At 63.8% G+C, this 18,398-nt stretch carries 8 protein-coding genes; 4 read left to right on the forward strand and 4 right to left on the reverse strand.

From position 1 onward, the window contains the following. Positions 1-50: 50 nt before the first annotated feature. Both C5N93_RS16125 and C5N93_RS16130 read right to left on the reverse strand, forming a co-directional pair. Positions 51-8,708, reverse strand: coding sequence for a DUF4347 domain-containing protein (locus tag C5N93_RS16125; protein WP_242560075.1), 8,658 nt, complete (start codon positions 8,706-8,708; stop codon positions 51-53). Positions 8,709-9,702: 994 nt separating this feature from the next. After that, positions 9,703-10,890: an MFS transporter gene (locus C5N93_RS16130; protein WP_242560076.1), complete on the reverse strand. Its 1,188-nt coding sequence runs from the start codon at positions 10,888-10,890 to the stop codon at positions 9,703-9,705. A 137-nt stretch (positions 10,891-11,027) separates the two neighbouring features. Between C5N93_RS16130 and C5N93_RS16135 the strand changes: the two genes are divergently transcribed. Then, the gene (locus C5N93_RS16135; RefSeq protein WP_242560077.1) at positions 11,028-11,909 is read left to right on the forward strand and encodes a LysR family transcriptional regulator; all 882 of its coding nucleotides are present in this window, start codon (positions 11,028-11,030) and stop codon (positions 11,907-11,909) included. Positions 11,910-11,974: 65 nt separating this feature from the next. Here the strand turns inward: C5N93_RS16135 and C5N93_RS16140 are convergent, their stop codons facing one another. Further along, positions 11,975-13,132, reverse strand: coding sequence for a pyridoxal phosphate-dependent aminotransferase (locus C5N93_RS16140; protein WP_242560078.1), 1,158 nt, complete (start codon positions 13,130-13,132; stop codon positions 11,975-11,977). Positions 13,133-13,164: 32 nt separating this feature from the next. On the opposite strand from C5N93_RS16140, the gene C5N93_RS16145 reads away from it, so the two are divergent. Continuing rightward, positions 13,165-13,821 (forward strand): GntR family transcriptional regulator, encoded by a 657-nt coding sequence (locus C5N93_RS16145; protein WP_242560079.1) that lies wholly within the window; start codon positions 13,165-13,167, stop codon positions 13,819-13,821. Positions 13,822-13,847: 26 nt separating this feature from the next. Here the strand turns inward: C5N93_RS16145 and C5N93_RS16150 are convergent, their stop codons facing one another. Next, entirely contained in the window at positions 13,848-14,702 is an 855-nt protein-coding gene (locus C5N93_RS16150) for a LysR family transcriptional regulator (RefSeq protein ID WP_242560080.1), read from the reverse strand. 248 nt (positions 14,703-14,950) lie between these two features. On the opposite strand from C5N93_RS16150, the gene C5N93_RS16155 reads away from it, so the two are divergent. Then, positions 14,951-16,372: an MFS transporter gene (locus tag C5N93_RS16155; RefSeq protein WP_242560081.1), complete on the forward strand. Its 1,422-nt coding sequence runs from the start codon at positions 14,951-14,953 to the stop codon at positions 16,370-16,372. Positions 16,373-16,698: 326 nt separating this feature from the next. Then, the gene (locus tag C5N93_RS16160) at positions 16,699-18,363 is read left to right on the forward strand and encodes an MFS transporter (RefSeq protein ID WP_242560430.1); all 1,665 of its coding nucleotides are present in this window, start codon (positions 16,699-16,701) and stop codon (positions 18,361-18,363) included. Positions 18,364-18,398: the final 35 nt, after the last annotated feature.

An 18,398-nucleotide genomic window follows, 5' to 3' on the forward strand; every position in this document is an offset into this window, starting at 1 on the left:
TTCGACGGGTCTCTTTTTAAGTTGAGCGAGTTGAGTCTGGAAAGCTGGGATCACGAGCGGCCTCCCGTCGCGGCGTGCGAGTCGCCGGGGGCTGTCGCGACGTGGAGCGCCGCATGCGCGTTGGCGAACTGCGCGGCGAGCGACGCCTTCGCGGGCGGCAGCGCGGCGTGCGGTCGGGCAGCCGGTGTTGCCGGGGTGGCCGGTGCGTTCGGTGCGTTCGGTGCATTCGGTGCGCGCTGAGCGGGTGCATCGAAGTGCAGCGTCACCTCACGGCGCGACAGATTGCCGGCTGCGTCGCGCACGAGCAGCGTCACCTGCATGGAGCGCAAGCCTGCCGGCGGCGTGCCCGTGAGCACGTCGTGCTCCACGTCGTAATGCAGCCATTGCGGCAGCGGTCCGCCATCGGCCAGCGTGATCGCCACCTGCGTGTCGGCGGCATCGCCGCTGCGTGTGGACGACGGGGTCTGCACCAGCGGCGCCATCGAGAGCACGAAGGCCTGCCCCGGCTGGCGTGCGGGACTGACGTCGGCGGCGGGCAGTGTGCGCGCGATCGCGGGCGGTGGCACATCCTGCGTACCCGGCGGGACGATGGAGTCCAGCGCGCTCACATGCGTGTCGCCGAGCGACGCATCGCTTGCCCCGCGCGCAGCGAATGTAAAGGTCGTCCGCTGGGGAATGACGCCGAATGGCGCGGGCGTGTCGAGGGCGCCGTTCACGATGATCGGATTCGAGACCCCGTCGCTGTGGCCGTTGACGTCTGGGACGATCAGCGGATTGCTCTGCCCGAAGACAATCGGCTGCGGCTGCACGTTGGGCACGTCGAAATGATTCGGCGGCGTCGGCGGCAGGATCGGCACGCCCACCGGGCTTTGGCCGGCCTTGATTTGCAGTGTGCGTGAGACTGGCGCACTGTTGGCGGTGCCGTCGCCGAGCACGAAGGTCAGGGTCCGGGCGCCGCTCCTGCTTTCGTTCTGCGTGTCGCGATACGTAATGGCCTGGATGGCGGCCTGCCATTGAGCAAGCGTCGCGGTGCCGCTCGCCGAGCTGAGCGTCATCACGCCGTGCGCGGCGTCGTAGGTCGCTGTGATATCACCCGTCGCCGCGCTGGCGGCAAAGCTCAGCACGTCGTGCGCCGGATCGAAGCCCGAACCGATCGAGACCGTCGCTGACGTCGGCGGCGTGTCGTTCCGGTCGGTGAGCGTAATGCCCGTACCGATGACGACGCTCGACGTCGCCTTGCCGTCGGCCGTGTAGCTCAGGGTCGAGCCGTCCGTGCCGACTATCGGCGTCTGGTGCGTTGCCGTGACGCTCACATTGCGGGTGACCGCGAGGCTGGACTTGGTACCGTCGCTCACCGAGAAGCTGATAGTGCGTGTCGCCGTGTCGGGCAAGACCGCCGTATCGGTGTAGGTCACCGAGCGCAACGCCGCCTGCCACTGGGCGAGCGTAGCGCTCGCGCCGGTCGAAGTCAGCGTGAGCGTACCGGTGGCGGCATCGTAACTGGCGGCGATGTTGCCCATCGTCGTACCGTCGTTGACGAAGCCGAGCACGTCTTCGCCGGCGTGGAAACCGCTGCCGATCTGGAACGTTGCCGAGGCCAGCGTACCGTTGTCGAGATCCGAGACGACGATGCCGTTATCGACGACCACCGGTGTCGAGACAACGTTGTCGCCCGCCACGAACGGTGCAGCGCCGTTGCTGCTGCTGGTGAGCAGCGGCGTCTGATCGGTCGCGGTGATGGCGATGTTGCGCGAGTAGACGGGGCTGCCCTTGGTGCCGTCGCTGACCGTAAAGTCGATGGAGCGCGTGGCCGTGGCGGGTGAGATCGCCGTGTCGATGTAGGTCACGGAACTCAGGGCGGCCTGCCACTGTGCCAGCGTGGCGCTCGCACCCGCGGAGGTCAGGGTGAGCGTGCCGGTGGCCGCGTTGTAGCTGGCGGTGATGTTGCCCATCGTCAGCCCGTCATTGGTGAATCCGAGCACGTCCTCGCCGGCGTGGAAACCGCTGCCGACCTGCACGGTGGCCGAGGCCAGCGTGCCGTTATCGAGGTCTGACAGCATGATGCCGTTGTCGACCGTGATCGGCGTCGAGCTGCCGTTGTCTGCCGAGACGAACGAGGCCGATCCTGAGTTGACGGAACCAACGAGCGGTGTCTGATCGGTATCCGCCACCGTGATGTCGCGGCTCAATGCGATGCTGGACTTCGTCCCGTCGTTGATCGCGAAGCTGATGGTGCGGGTTGCCGTATCGGGCGTGATGGCCGAGTCGGTGTAGGTTACGGCGCGCAACGCGGCTTGCCACTGCGCGAGCGTGGCGCTGGCGCCGTTCGACGTCAGCGTGAGCGTGCCGGTGGCCGCGTCGTAGCTGGCGCCAATGTTGCCCATCGTGCCATCGTTGATGAAGCCGAGGATGTCTTCGCCCGCATGGAAGCCCGCGCCGATCTGGAACGTGGCCGAGGCCAGCGTGCCGTTGTCGAGATCAGACACGACGATGCCGCTATCGATCGCCACCGGCGTCGACGCGACGTTGTCGCCGGCCCTGAACGGCACCGAGCCGGTGCTGCTGGTCGTGAGGATCGGCGTCTGGTCGGTGTCCGTGACGGTAACGTCGCGCGTGTACGCAACGCTGGTCTTCGTGCCGTCGCTGACAGAAAAGCTGATCGAGCGTGTGGCCGAGTCGGGCGTGACGGCCGTGTCGGTGTAAGTGACCGAACTCAGCGCGGCTTGCCACTGGGTGATGGTGGCAGTGGCGTTGGCGGAGGTCAGCGTCAGCGTACCGGTGGCGGGGTCGTAGCTGGCGGTGATGTTGCCCATCGTGCCGTCGTTGACGAAGGAGAGTACGTCTTCGCCGGCGTGGAAGCCACTGCCGATCTGCACCGTGGCGGAGGCGAACGTGCCGTTGTCGAGGTCCGACAGGGTAATGCCGTTGTCGACGACAACTGGCGTCGACGGCGCATTGTCGGCGGCGACGAACGACGCCGAGCCGGTGTTGCTGGAGCCCACGACAGGCGACTGATCGTTGGCGGTGACCGTGACGTTGCGCGTGAGCGTAGCGCTCGACTTGGTCCCGTCGCTGATGCTGTAGCTGATGGTGCGCGTCGTCGTGTCGGGCGTGACAGCCGTGTCGGTATAGGTCACGGCACGCAGCGCATTCTGCCACTGCGCGAGCGAGGCGCTGGCGCCGGACGAGGTCAGCGTGAGCCGGCCATGTACGGCGTCGTAGGTGGCCGTGATGTTGCCCATCGTACCGTCGTTGACGAACAACAGCACGTCTTCGCCGAGCTGGAAGCCCTGGCTGATCAGGAACGTCGCCGAGGCCAGTGTGCCGTTGTCGAGGTCCGACACGAGGGCGTTCGGGTCGACCGCCACGGGCGTCGAGATCGCGTTGTCGCCGGCCGTGAACGGCGCCGAGCCGGTGCTGAGGGTTCCCAGGATCGGCGTCTGGTCGGTGTCGGTCACCGTGATGTTGCGCGCATACGCGGTGCTGGACTTGGTGCCGTCGCTGACCGAGAAGCTGATGGTGCGGGTGGTCGTGTTGGGCGTGATGGCCGTGTCGGTATAGGTCACCGAGCGCAGCGCGGCCTGCCACTGCGCGAGCGTGGCGCTGCCGGTGGCCGACGTCAGCGTCAGCGTGCCGGTGGCGGCGTCGAAGCTGGCGGTGATGTTGCCCATCGTGTGACCGTCGTTGATGAACGACAGGAAGTCTTCGCCCGAATGGAAGCCCGCGCCGATCTGCACGGTGGCCGACGCCAGCGTGGTGTTGTCGAGATCCAGCAGCGTGATGCCGTTGTCGATGACGACTGGCGTCGAGATATCGTTGTCGGCCGCGACGAAAGACACGCTGCCGCTGTTGCTGGTCGAGATCAGCGGCGTCTGGTCGGTGCTCGTCACCGTGATGGTGCGCTCCAGTGTGTTGCTGGTCTGCGCGCCGGCGCTGAGCGTGATGTCGACGGTGCGTGTGGCGGTGTTCTGCGTGATGGCCGTATCCGAATAGACGACCGAGCGCAGCGCGGACTGCCATTGCACGAGGGTCGCCGTGCCGCTCGACGACGTCAGCACCATCACGCCGGTCAGCGTGTTGTAGACGCCGCTGATGTCACCCATCGTCGAGCCGTCGTTGGTGAAGTTGAGCACGTCCTCGCCGGTATGGAGGTTGCCCGAGATCGAGATGATCGCGGTGTCCACCACGTTGCCTAGCGGGTCGGCGACCGACAGGTTTGCGTCGATGGCGACGGGCGTCGAGGGCACGTTGTCGCCGGCCACGAAGCTGACGCTGCCGGAGCTGGAGGTCGACAGCGCAGGCGCCGAGCTGATGACATCGATCGAGTACGCCGCGGGGGTGCTGGTCTTCACGCCGTCGCTAATCGTGATCGAGATCGCGCGAGTGCCGAGCGGCGCGCTGCTGCCGGTCTGGAACTGCAGGTTGTCGAGCAGGCTCTGCCACTGGGCGAGCGTGCCGCCGGTGGAGGTGATCGTCAGGGTGCCGGTGGAAGCGTCGTAGCTCGGGCTGATACCGTTGGTCGGAATCTGTCCCAGGCCGCTGAAGGACAGCACGTCGCCGAGCTCGAAGCCCGAGGTGATCTGCACCGTGATCGTCAGCGAGACCAATGCGGACGGGCTGCCGATGTTCAGGTCGGTCAACGCGAGACTGCCGTCGATCGTCGTCGCCGAATTGCCCGGCAGGAAGTCCTGACTGGTCGACGACCCGGTCGTCAGGACCGGTGTCTGGTGCGTCGCGACGATGCTCAGCGACTTCGTTCCGGTGACGCTCGTCTTGGTGCCGTCGTTCACGGCGAACGAGATGGTGCGTGTCGTGCCGTTCGGCACGGCGGCCAGATCGGTGTAGGTCACCGAGCGCAGCGCTGCGATCCACTGCGCAGTGGTCGACGCGCCGGCCGAGGTCAGCGTGAGCTTGCCGCTGCTGGCATCGAAGCTCGCGGTGATGTCGCCGAACGAACCGCCGAGCGACAGCACATCTTCGCCGGACACGTAGTTGCCCGTGATCTGCACGGTGGCCGACGCCATCGTGGCGCTGTCGCTGTCGGTCAGGATAAGGCCGGTGTCGATCGCCACCGGCGTGGACGGCGCGTTGTCGGCCGAAGTGAAGGTGGTCGTGCCGCCGCTGGTGTCGAGCAGCGGCGTCTGGTCGGTCAGCGCCACGTCCACGGTGCGGCTCCACGCGGTGCTGGTCTTGGTGCCGTCGCTGATCGCGAAAGTAATGACGCGCGGCGTGGTGTCCGGCACCGATGAGAAGTTCTGGAACTGGATCGAGCGTAGCGCAGCCTGCCATTGGGCGACCGTAGCCGTGGAGTTCTGCGAGGTCAGCGTCAGCACGCCGTTCGAGTAGGAGCCGTTGATGTTGCCCATCGTCGTCGGATTGCCGACGAACAGCAGCACGTCGCTGGAGTCCTGGAAGTTGCTGATGGCGACGGTGGCCGAAGTGAGCGTGCCGTTGTCGCTATCGGATACCACGATGCCACTGTCCACGGTGACCGGTGTCGAACTGGTGTTGTCGCCCTGCGTGAGCGTGACGGTGCCGCTTGAGCCGCTGATGAGCGGCGTCTGGTCGGTATCGGTCACGTTGACCAGATCCGTCACGGTGGTGCTGGTCTTGACGCCGTCGCTGATGCTGAACGTGACGGTGCGTTGCAGGGTTGACGGCGTGATGGCGGTCGACGTGTACGTGACGGCGCGCAGTGCCGCCTGCCATTGCGCGAGCGTGGCGGTGCCGGTGGGCGAGATCAGCGTGAGGACGTTGTTCGAGATGCTCGCCTGGATGTCGCCGTACAGCACCGTGTTGTCGTTGCTGAACGTCAGGAAATCGGTGGGCTGGTAATTGCCGGTGATCGTGACGGTGGCCGTGTGCAGCGGGCCGCCGTCGGCATCGGCCACGGTGATGGTGTTGTCGACCACCACCGGCGTGGAGTTGGTGTTGTCGCCCGCCACGAAGCTGGCGGTTTGGCCGCCGCCGCCGATCACCGGCGTCTGGTCGGTGTCGGTCACGCTGATGTTGCGGGTCGCCGCCGGGCTGATCAGGGTGCCGTCGTTGATCCGGAACGTGAGCACGCGCGTCGCGTTAGACGGCACGACCAGGTCGCTGGTGAAGGTGACGGCGCGCAGCGCGGCCTGCCATTGCGCGAGCGTGGCTGCGCCGCTCTGCGAGGTCAGCGTGAGCAGGCCGGTGCTGCTGTTGTAGATGGCGGTGATGTCGCCCATCGTCGCCGGGTTGCCGCTGAACACCAGTTGGTCGTGATTGACCTGGAAGTTGCTGGTGATCTGGACCGTGGCGCTCGCGAGCGTGGTGCTGGTGCCGTCCGAGATCGTGACGCCGGCGTCGACCACCACCGGCGTCGAGGGGGCGTTGTCGCCGGTCACGAACGAGGCCGAGCCGCCGTCGGTGACCACCTTCGGGCCGACCGTCACGACCACGCTGTGATGCAATGCCGCGCTGTCCTTGGTGCCGTCGTTCACCGAGAAAGTGATGTCGCGTGTGCCGCCCGTCGTACCGCTGGTGGCGGAGAATGTCACGGCGTCCAGCGCGGCTTGCCATTGCGCAGCCGTCGCGGTGCCACTGCCGGAGAACATCGACAGCGCGTGCGTGCTCGGGTTGAAGCTTGCCTGAATGTCGCCGTACAGCGTCGCGTTGTCGTTGGTGAAGCCGAGCGAATCGCCGGTCACGAAGCCGCTGGCGATGGTGACGGTGCCGGTCGCCAGCGTGGAATTGTCCGCATCGCTGACGTGGATGTTCGCGTCGACTGCGGCAGCCGCCGAGCCCGCGAGGTAATTGGTGCTGGCCGCGCCGCCTTCGGTCACTACCGGCGTCTGGTCGGTCGAGGTGACCACGACGGTACGCGTGGCGACGTTGCTGGTAGCCGTTCCGTCATTAAGCGAGAACGATACGGTGCGCGTGGTGGTGGACAGATTCGGCGACGTCAGCGAGCTCGAGAACGTTATGGATTCGAGGGCTGCCTGCCACTGGGCGATGGTCGCAGTGCCGGCGCCGGTGCTGAGCGTCAGCGTGCCGGTGGTCGTATCGTAAGTGCTGGCGATGCCGTTCTGTGCGGTGAAGTTCAGCACATCGCCCGGCTGGAAGTTGGTGATCTGGACGGTAGCGGTCTTCGCGGTGCTCGACGTGCTGTCGGCGAGGGTCAACCCCGGATCGACGGGTGTCGGCGAGCCGCCGGTGCCTGCGCCGTTGTCGGCGGAACTCCAGCTGGCGCTCCCGCCGCTGGTGGTGACTGTGGGGCCTACGCTCGAGTAGGAAAGATTGTTGAACGAGGGCGCCAACACCCCGCCGTCGTTCTGATCGATGACGGAGAACGATACGATGTTCTGGAAACTATTGCCGAAGATGGTCGAATCAAGTGTGCCGGTGAAGAATCCGTCGGCTGCCGTCGCGATCTGTATCAGCCTGCTCGATGTGCCGTTGGCATAGTGCGCCTGAATATAGAGATCCCCGGACAGTGTGTCGAGTTCGACGCTGTTCAGCGAGAACGCTGTGCCGTCTTGCAGGGAAATGGTGACTTCCGTCAAGGGGGCGGCGCCGGTCGTGTTGATGACCAGCACACCATCCGTTTGGTAATGACTGACGCCGGTCGGGCCGTAGGGGCCGTTTTCGTCATAGACATGTGCGTCGGTGGCGGCGTCGAAGGTGTAGACGATGCCGTCGAGCGTGTACGACGTCGCCGGGCTTGTCGTGCCTGCGCCACCGCTCGGGTTGGTGACCGCCGCGTCGTAGGTTTCGGTCGTGGTGGAGAGCAAGCTGTTGAACTGGTCCGACGCACTCGCGGATTCGTTCAACGTGGAGTGCACGGTGCCGGCCTGATATTCGAGTGTCCAGTTGCCGCCCAGTGCGGCCGTGCCGGTCGCATCGGTCGAGGCGGCGACGTTCAGGTGCGTGAGGTTCGCGATCTGCTGCACGAAGGCCTGTCCGTCGGCTTGTTGAGCAACGTCGCACCCGTAGATCAGGAAGTCGCCGCCGGGCTTCATCGCTGCACCGATCTGCGCGAGGTCCGCGCTATAGGCGCTCAGATTGGATTCGGTCAGCCACGCGTTACCCGCCTGGATCGCACCGTCGGTGCCGTGCGAGATCAGCGCGATCGAGCTAATGCCCTGATGCGTCTGCAAGTACTGAGCGATCTGGGCGAAGCCGTCGCTACCGCTATTGAGCACGACGTACTGCGTGCCAGCCGGGAAGCCGGAAATCAGCGTCTGGTAATTCGCCACGCTCGGGTCGATAAACACGACCTGGGTTTGTGTGAGTTGTCCGGCGTCGCTGGTGTCGTTCAGCGCAGCATTCGTGTGAAGCTTTTCCTGGGTGGTGTTCGGCGTGCCCGTGTTGTGCGTGTTCGACCTGTCGTTGCTGGCAGACGCCGGATCGCCAGACGTGTTCGACGTGCCCGAGGCGTTCGACGAGTGCGAGGCATGACCGCCATGCGACGCGCGCGAGGCGCTGCGATCGGGCGGGGCATTCACCGTGGCATTGCCTGTCGTGCGTGCCGACATATCCGCTTGCGTCTCAGTCGCGCCATGTCGCTCGGCGGCATGTGTGAGGTCGTGCGTATGCGATTGGGCAGCAACGGCAGCCACCGACGCGTCGTACACCACACGGGGCTCCAGGGCGAGCAAGAGCGGCGATGCCGCAACACGCGGCGCGTGACGATCGGCACTTTGCTTCTCGCGCGCGAACCAATGTTTGATGATCTTCATGGCAATGCTCTCCTTGCAGCGGCCTGCCTGCCCCAGGCTAACGCGCGGACAATATCGGGAAGCGCGACTGCGCGACCGGAGTTTGGTGTGGAACGAGCGCGTGCGTCAGCCGCGCGCAAGCACGGGCCGCTGCGCGAAAATCGCGCCGGCCCGGGCAATTCGGGAGATGCCTGATAGCAGACGAACCGGCGACGATTGCCAGAGACTTCGGCCAGTCGAATGGTTACGCTGAAGGCGATGAATCGGCAGTCCGGTCTGCCGTATCGATGACGGTGTCGCCGCTCGGCGAGACGACCGGCATCTGTCCGAGCGGTGCTCTCCGCTCGTTATTTTGGGTAGCACTAACACGTTACGTTTCCCCAGGCCTCGGCCCTGACGCCCATTCGTTCGCTCGCGCTGAACTTGTGGTCCACGTAAGCCGGGCGTTTTTTCTTCATGTCGTCGGGCCGCGGCCGGTTCCCCCCGTATCGCGCCCTAACCCCTTTTGCAAACGCAGCTTCAACTGCGTTTTTTCTTGTTTCGGAATGGATGTTTTGCTAGAAAAAACAGACCGAAAACTTTCTTAACTTCGACAGCTTTTTGTGTGCGCTAACTTATCCGACTTTTATGATGGCCGGGTGAAAAACTATAATAATTGATAGGTCGTTTTTCTGACGCATCGGTGTAATCCCCGATACCTGTAATTTGTTATACCAGAGAATTGGGTGCATCTGTTTCGCATCAGATTTCAAACATATGTTTGAAGTGAATAACAGGGGAAATCGCCAGTGTTGGTGCGGTATTGCACAACAAAACAAACAAGAGAATCTTGTTGTTCAGGGTGCGTTTTGGGGGTTTGTGATTTAAATAACGACTCTTTGTTAATTATCTTAATTGCGCTTTTTTTGATTTAAAGTGGATGAAGATTAATTGGCAGTTTTTGTCAAAAAATCGACATTATCGATTGCTGGCAAATTGCTAATCGATTGAATGGGCCTGGCATGTCATGGCATCGTTATTGCCGACGCAATGCGCGATTCATGAAGTGGAGGGTGCCCACGAGCGAGGTGGCAAGCATGCCGAGGCAGGCCCAGGTGAGGCCGCCGGCACCGACCCGCGCCAGCAACATGCCCCCGATGGCGCCGCCCGCTGCGACCGCCGTATTCCATCCCGTCGTGTACATGGACTGCGCGACATCCATCGAATCGCCGGCCAGTCGTGAGAGGGCGGTCTGGGTGATCGTGGCAAAGCCGCCGACAGCAAGTCCCCAGATCGCCACGCTGAGATACACCGCCAGTGGATTGGCGCGCCACGTGCCCAGCAGCAGCACGGCCAGAATGAACACGAGAACACTGGCTACCGCGAGGCGCCGAAGCTGACGGTCGACCTGCGCGCCGACGAACCACAGGCCGACGATGGACCCGAGTCCGAAGACGAGCAGGACACGCTCGACATCCGCGCTCAGCCCCGAGGCTTGCAGCAGTGGCTCGACATAGATATAGAGGATGTTGTGAGCGGCCACGAACGTGAACACCACGAACAGGACGCCGCGGATACCCGGACGCAGCAATATGCCTATGAGGGACAGGCGCTCGCCCCGGCTTTGCCCGGGGAAGTCGGGCACGATAGCGAGCACCCAGACGGCGAGCAGCAGCGCCAGTGCCGACATCAGACCGAAGGTGCCCTGCCATCCGAGGTAACGCCCGAGCATGGCGCCGAGCGGCACGCCCAGCACCAGCGCGACGATGGCGCCGGTGCCCGAGATCGCAATGGCGCGTCCGCTCAGGTGCCGGGGTGACATACGAATCGCGTAGCCCGCCAGAAGCGACCAGACGACACCGCCGAACACGCCTGCGAGCCAGCGCGCGGCCAGCGAGAGCAAGTAGTGGCCGGAGAGTGCCGTGACCAGATTGACCGCCGCGAATCCAAGGAGGGCGGTGAGCAGTAATGGCCGGCGGCGCATGCCTTGCGTCAACATCGTGACCGGGATTGCGGCGAGAAGCGCACCGACCGCATAGGCGGTGATGAATTGCCCGGCCAACGCGTCGGAGACACGCAAACCTGCGGCAATGGACGATAGCAGACCCGCGGGCGCGATCTCCGTCAGCAAGGTAATGAAGGCTGCCATCGCGAGCGCGAGCAGTCCCCCCAGGGGCAAGCGATCGGCGTTCGGGCGATGGGCGGATGTGCTCGGAAGATTCATCAGGCGGTTTCCTTCGTGTGATGTGTTACGGCTCGCGATGGAGCCCGATGCGGCAATACTGCGGGTGCATGCGTTGAAGAGAAACAGGCTAAAGTGAACAATACTTATGACACTCGCGTCATCAATGACGCAGCGATATGGAAAGTCTTGGCGCTCTGGATATCTTCGTGCGGGTCGGCGAGTCCCGCAGTTTCACCGCAGTAGGTCAGCAACTCGGGATTTCGGCGTCGGCCGTCAGCAAGGCGATTGCCCGGCTTGAGGACAAGCTCGGCACCCGGTTATTTCATCGCTCCACGCGAACCGTCACGCTGACGCCCGAAGGCATGACCTTTCTGGCACGATGTCGGCGCATCCTGGGAGAACTGGAGCAGGCGCAAGAGGAACTGGCGCAGTCTCAACGTTTGCCGCGCGGCAAGCTGCGTGTCAGCTTGCCTTCGGTCGGCCTGCCGTTCATGCCGCAGGTCGCGCAGTTCAATCGGCAATACCCGGACATCGAACTGGAGATCGATGTGACGGATCGTCTGGTGGACGTGATCGAGGAGGGTTTCGATGCGGTCATCCGAACTGGCGTGCCGAAGGATTCCCGACTCACCGCGCGCACGCTGGGCACATACCGTCGCATCATGGTGGGCTCACCGGATTATCTTAAGGCACGTGGCGTGCCGACGTCTCCCGAGGACTTGTCGCATCACCGATGCCTGCTCTACCGTTACCCTAGCAGCGGAAAGGTCGATGTGTGGCCGCTGGGTGAACTCGGGGAAAGGTGCTTTCCGGATCTGCCGGATTCGATGATCGCCAACACGCTGGAACCGCTACTCGTCTTTGCGGTGTCCGGTCTCGGTATCGCATGTCTGCCCGATATCGCCATCCGGCATCAGGTGGAGACCGGTGCACTGGTCCCCGTCCTTGACGCGTTCAATAACGACAGCACGACCTTGCGTGTGCTGTGGCCTGCCAGCAAACATCCGTCGCCCAAGTTGCGGGTCTTTGTCGATTTCCTGACGGACAACCTGATATAGACGGGCGTGCTGACGATGTTCCCCGGAGATGCCGGCGCCCGGGGACGCGTGGTGCAAATCCCTGCTCAGATTTTCCACGCGCGGCGCACACGCTCGCGAATGTCCTCCAAACGACGCACGGGTTCGTTGGCGAAGACGAAGCGCAGGTAGCGATCTGCCTGCGGCCCCCAACCGGTCATCGGTGTGGCTGCCACTTTGCCGAGATCGAGCAGTTGACGCGAGGCGTCGGCAGGTTCGATGCCCAGACTTCGGGTGTCGATCAGCATGGACCAGCCGCCGTGCGGACGAATCACGGGGAGATCGGAGAGCGCATCCATCAGGAAATCGCTGCGATGCTCCCACTCGGCAACGGCGGCATCTACACCGTCGTCCACAGCGGTGAGCGCGGCGGCGGCGCCGTCCATCGCAATCCCGACCTGACAGACCACGTTGGACAAGCTGACGAGGCGCACGTCGTTCATGATCGACTCGGGGCCGACGATCCAGCCCACACGCCATCCGATCATGCGGTACTCCTTCGAGACCGCACCGATCGTGATCGTGCGCTCTCGCATGCCCGCGAGCGAAGCCGGGTGAATGACGCGGCGCCCGCCGAACAACAGGCGTTCCATGGCAGCATCGTAGACGAGCCAGATGCCGCGCGCGTTGCAATGGTCTGCGATGGCCTGCCACTCGTCCTGTGTGGGCACATAGCCGCTCGGCATCGACGGCGACATGATCAATAGCGCCTTCGTGCGCGGCCCGATGGCGGCGGCGAGGCTATCGAGATCGAGGCGCCAGCCGTCCGGGTTCGGTATCAGGTGAGCGAACTTCGGTACACCCCCACTGAGATGGACGCGGTTGATCAGCCCCGCGTACGTGGGATCGGTCAGCACGACTTCGTCGCCGGGCTCGATGATCGACAGCAAGACGTTCAGGATGCCCGCGAGGCCGCCGGCCGAGACGATACACTCCGTGGCCGGGTCGTAAGCCGTGCCTGCCGAATGTCCCACGCGCTCTGCGGCCGCTTCGCGGAGCGGTCGCAGACCGGTGAAGGGGAGATAGCTATTGGCCGCATCGTCGTCGATCGCTTCGTGCGTGCGCGCCAGCGCTGCGGCGGGAGGTCGAAGATCCGTGTCGAGATTCTCGAGCCTTAGAATGTCCGGATCGCCCAAAGCGTCTGCCGCGTCGCCGACTCGATCCACGCCAATGCCGGGTATTTTTTGTAACCGTGATACCGTCATGTCGACCTCCTGGAATGATTTAATATATTAAAATGAAGAAATCAGTAGAAGGCAAGCTGTCTTTAACATCGTTGGCGGATCAGTTGCGCGAACGCATTGCGGACGGACGGTGGGCGCCCGGGACCCAACTCCGTCAGGACGCGATCGCGAAGGAGTTCGGCACCAGCCACATCCCGGTTCGGGAGGCGTTCGTGCAATTGCAGGCGAGCGGGTTCGTGACGATCGTGCCGAATCGCGGCGCGTTCGTTTCGGCGATGACGACGTTCGAGGCCTCGGAACTCACGGAAATGCGGGTGGCGCTGGAATTGCTGGCGCTCGACGCCGCCATCGATGCATTCGGCCCGGAGGACGAAGCGGCGGCGCGTGAGATTCTGCGGGAAGACGAGACGGCGCCGGACGTCGAGTCCTGGTCGATCGACAACTGGGCGTTTCACCGGGCGATCTATCAGGCCAGTGGCCGACGCCACTTGATGGAGACGCTCGAAGCGATCTGGCGCAAGACCGATCGCTATCTACGGTTGGTGTGGCAACTGGAGCGCTATCAGGATGTGTCGTTCTCGGAGCACGTCGAGATATTGGAGGCTGTGCTGGTGCGTGATCGGCGCACGGCCAAGCGTCTGACGAAAGCCCACATTCAGTCGGCGGGCGACGTCATGCAGATGGCGCTTCGGGCGTCCCGGGCGGGTTGATCTGGCTAGCACGCAACGAGCCCGCGTCATCGTGGCGATGTCCCGCCGCGCCACCATGCGGCCAGCGTATTGAGCGCACGACGGGATGTCTGATCGCTCAGGCCACTGTGCAGCACCACTTCCGAGTCGGGCAGCGTCGGCAACCCCAATGAGGACCCGACGTCGAGCGCTCCGACCGGCGCCACGCTGTAAGGCATGGGCGCGACAGCCAACCCGGCTGACACGGCGGCGCTGATGGCGCCCAGACCACCCCCGAGGAAGACTTCGGTCCACGCGATTTTTGCGGCGTCCAGCGTTTGCGTCGCCACATTGCGGATACCGCAGCTCGGCGCGAGGGCCGCCAGTCTCAGTGGCTGCGTCGGATCGTGCGACCAATGCGCTGCGGCGAACCAGCCCATCCGCTCTTTCAACAGTCTTTCTCCGCCGCGCCGGTTGTCTTCACGGCGCACGATGACAGCATCCATGGCGCCCCGTTCGAAAGCGTCCATCAAGTTGCGTGACGCTTCGATGTGGACTTCGACGACGAGATTCGGGGCATGGACGTTCAGGTTTGCCAGCAAGGCCGGTAGACCGGGCCCCGCCACCTGATCGCTGATGCCGAGCGTCAACCGCTGCGTTGCCACTGACAATCCTCTGACTGCCATCTCGTGCGCCGAAACGAAATGTCGTGCCGGATGCAGAAACGTCGCGCCGTGCGAGGTCAGTTGCACTTTGCGCGGTGTGCGTTCCAGCAACCGATAACCCAGACGGTCCTCCAGACGCTTGATCTTGACGCTGATCGCGGCTTGCGACGTCCCAAGCGCTCTCGCGGCTTTGGTGAAACTGCCGAGATCGGCCGTCAGCACAAACGCGCTAACCGATTCGATGTCGAGTGTGGTCATTCATATCATCCGTATTGGTTATCTTAGAAATACTAGTTCATATCTGTACGTTATCACTGACAGTCCACATACTTTCGCCACCTTCTTTTGTGGACGAAAGACATGACATCGAAAGATCCGCTTGAAGCGACGCCAACCGAAGTTGCCGGGGTGGTCGTATCGGCGCAAATCCTGCCGCCGGGATCGACGGGCGGGACACCCGGGCGCACGGGATCTGCCGTCTCGTCGTGCGCGGGCAGGAGGGGGCCATGAGCATTGACGCGCAAAACGTGAGGGGTCCGGATGCCGCCGAGGCGGCCGGCGATCCGAGCCGTTGGATCGCATTGCCTGTTCTGCTGACCGGGGCGTTTCTTCCGATTCTCGATTTCAATGTCGTCAATCTCGCGTTACCCGAGATCAGCCGCGATCTGGGGGCGACGGCGAGCGACACGCAGTTCGTTATCTCGGCCTACGCCGCCACCTATGCCGTGTTTCTCATTACAGGGGGGCGGCTCGGCGACTGGTTGGGACGCAAGCGCATGTTCATGGCGGGCGTGGCCGGGTTCACGCTGGCTTCCGTGTTGTGCGGCGTCGCCGGTTCGCCGGGCGTTCTGATTGCCGGACGCATGCTTCAGGGACTGACAGCGACCGTCATGGCGCCGCAGGTGCTGGCTTCCATCCGGGTGCTGTTTCCGGCGGGCGAACAGGGCACCGCGCTGGGACTTTACGGTGCGGTGTTCGGACTGGCGAATATCGCCGGTCAGATCCTGGGCGGGGTGCTGGTGACGATACATCCGCTGGGACTCGCCTGGCAGGCGATCTTTCTCGTCAACGTGCCCATCGGCGCGGCGGCGTTTTTCGGAAGTCTCCGATTCCTCGGCGACTCGCGCGCGGATCATGCCCAACGTCTGGATATCGGTGGCGTCATGCGTCTGTCGGCGGCGCTCGGTTTGCTCGTTTATCCGTTGATCGAAGGACGCGGTGCGGGATGGCCGTTGTGGATCATCGCCATGCTGGTGGCGTCGCCGTTCGCGTTCCTGATCTTCGTGCGATACGAGCATCGATTGGCCCGGCGCGGTGGTGCGCCACTCGTGGATCTGGCCTTGTTTCGCGAGCCGGGGCTGGCCGTTGGCGTGGCGATGGCATTGCTCTACTACATGCTGTCCTCGTTCTATCTGACGTTCTCGGTCTACTTGCAGGGCGGTCTGAAACTGACACCGCTCGATGCCGGCATGCGCACGTTGCCATTCGCCATTGGCTACTTCGCCGCGTCTTTCGTGGCGGCGCGCTTCATGCGATGGCTCGGCTCGCGGGCACTGACGCTCGGCTTCGGCGTGCAGGTGCTCGGCTTCGGCAGTGTGATCTGGGCAGTGTCGGCCGCCCGGCTGCCGCTGGTCGAGTCGGGACTGTTCGTCGCCGGACTGGGGTACGGCCTGGTCATGCCGTCGGTCATCAAGGCCGTGATCGGCGGCGTCGAACCGCGTCACGCAGGTCTGGCTTCGGGCGTAGTGATCTCGACATTCCAGATCGGCGCGGCGCTCGGCGTCGCGATCATCGGGGGCGTCTTTTACAGTGCGCTCGGGGCGGCGCATGACCTCACCGCCTATACCGACGCCTTCGTGCTTGCCCTGAGCTGCAACGTCGTGCTTCTGATCGTCGGCGGCATCCTGTCGACCCGGCTGCCACGATAGCCGACATCACTGACATCACTCGCCCCACGTGATCCGATCCGCGCCGGTCACCGGCGCGGTACGTCACTGTCAATCGCGCGACCCACCTGCGCGTCATCGTCATCTCATGCCATGCCATGCGGCCTTCGCCATGCGGTCGATGGCTTGCGCATGCCGTGATTCAACGATCATTCGTCAAGCGAATACTTCGATACATCTTATCGATTTTGAAAATAAAGTCGCGCGACATATCGTGGTTGGACAGGCGTCCGCACGCGCGTCGATGCGTCGGAGCCGATGAAGCGCCGGCACCCTCGTCGGCGTAACGAGGAGATGGATGAGACATGATGCACAACGAGATAGCCTCGTCGTCGCCGGGCGCGATCGATGCCGACGAGAGAAAGATCATATTCGCCGCGTCTCTGGGCGCGGTGTTCGAGTGGTACGACTTCTTTTTATACGGCGCACTGGCTGCCATCATTGCCACGCAGTTCTTCAGTAGCCTGAATCACACGGCGGCCTTCGTATTTGCGCTGCTGACGTTTGCGGCGGGTTTCATCGTCCGGCCGATCGGCGCGCTGATCTTCGGGCGGCTGGGCGATCTGGTCGGGCGCAAACACACGTTCTTGCTCACGATCGTCATCATGGGGTGTTCCACGCTGCTGGTCGGCGTACTGCCCGGCTATCAGACGCTGGGCGTGGCGGCCCCCGTCATTCTGGTGCTGCTGCGCATGTTGCAAGGTCTGGCGCTTGGCGGCGAGTACGGCGCGGCGGCGACGTACGTGGCCGAGCACGCACCCAGCGACAGGCGCGGCGGCTGGACGGCGTGGATTCAGACGACGTCGACGCTCGGATTGCTGCTGTCGCTGGTCGTCATCATCGCCGTGCGGGCGTTGACGGGAAAGTCGTTCGACGTCTGGGGCTGGCGCATTCCGTTCCTGCTCTCGGGCGTGCTGCTGGCTGTCTCCGTCTATGTGCGCGTGTCGATGCGCGAGTCGCCAGCGTTCCAGAAAATCAAGGCCGAAGGACGCACATCCCGCGCGCCGCTGACTGAAGCGTTCGGTGAGTGGCGCAATCTCAAACTGGTGCTCCAAGCGCTATTCGGCCTTCTCGCGGGGCAAGCCGTCGTGTGGTTTACCGCGCTGTTCTACGCGATGTTCTTTCTCACGCAGACGCTCAAGCTCGATACCGGTACGACCAATCTGCTCGTGGGGCTGGCGCTGGTGATCAGTTCGCCGCTGTACATCGTCTTCGGCAGGCTATCGGATCGCATCGGCCGCAAGCCGGTGATCCTCTGTGGCCTGTTTCTGGCCGCTGCAACACTCTTTCCGATCTTCCAGGGACTCACGCACTTCGCCAACCCCGCGCTTGCTCGCGCCCAGCAGACGTCGCCCGTGGTCATCGTGAGCGATCCGGCGGACTGCTCGTTCCAGTTCAACCCGACAGGCACCGCGTCGTTCGATAACGCTTGTGACGTCGCCAGACGTGTGTTGTCCGCCAACTCGGCGAGTTACGCGACGATCTCCGCCCCGGCGGGTGCGAAGACCGTCGTCAGAGTGGGGACGATGGAAATCGCGGCGCCGTCGTTGCACGGGCTGCCGCCCGCGCAGGCCAAAGCCACCGAGCAAGCGTTCCGGGCGGCGACCGGGCAGGCGCTCTCGCTCGCCGGATACCCGACGAATGCGGACCCCGAGGCCGTCAACGAACCCATGATTCTGGTCCTGCTGATCGTGCTGATGGCGTACGGGGCCATGACGCTGGGCCCGATCGCCGCCATCCTCGTCGAAATGTTCCCGACACGCATTCGCTACTCGGCGATGTCGCTGCCGTATCACATCGGCAACGGCTATTTCGGCGGTCTTTTGCCGACCGTGTGCTTCGCACTCGTCGCACAACGCGGCGACATCTACTTCGGTCTTTGGTACCCGGTCGTCGTGGCGGCGATCTCTGGCGTCATCGGTCTGGTCTTCATCAAGGAGCCGACCCGCGATCAGATGTACGGTGACGACTAATTATTCACCATATCAATGGTGTGATGATAACAATC

Source organism: Pandoraea sp. LA3 (assembly GCF_022696215.1).
Lineage (GTDB): Bacteria > Pseudomonadota > Gammaproteobacteria > Burkholderiales > Burkholderiaceae > Pandoraea > Pandoraea capi.

Coding starts and splice junctions, on each gene's coding strand:
- C5N93_RS16125 (WP_242560075.1), bottom strand. CDS start 8,708: ATGAAGATCATCAAACATTGGTTCGCGCGCGAGAAGCAAAGTGCCGAT.
- C5N93_RS16130 (WP_242560076.1), bottom strand. CDS start 10,890: ATGAATCTTCCGAGCACATCCGCCCATCGCCCGAACGCCGATCGCTTG.
- C5N93_RS16135 (WP_242560077.1), top strand. CDS start 11,028: ATGGAAAGTCTTGGCGCTCTGGATATCTTCGTGCGGGTCGGCGAGTCC.
- C5N93_RS16140 (WP_242560078.1), bottom strand. CDS start 13,132: ATGACGGTATCACGGTTACAAAAAATACCCGGCATTGGCGTGGATCGA.
- C5N93_RS16145 (WP_242560079.1), top strand. CDS start 13,165: ATGAAGAAATCAGTAGAAGGCAAGCTGTCTTTAACATCGTTGGCGGAT.
- C5N93_RS16150 (WP_242560080.1), bottom strand. CDS start 14,702: ATGACCACACTCGACATCGAATCGGTTAGCGCGTTTGTGCTGACGGCC.
- C5N93_RS16155 (WP_242560081.1), top strand. CDS start 14,951: ATGAGCATTGACGCGCAAAACGTGAGGGGTCCGGATGCCGCCGAGGCG.
- C5N93_RS16160 (WP_242560430.1), top strand. CDS start 16,699: ATGCACAACGAGATAGCCTCGTCGTCGCCGGGCGCGATCGATGCCGAC.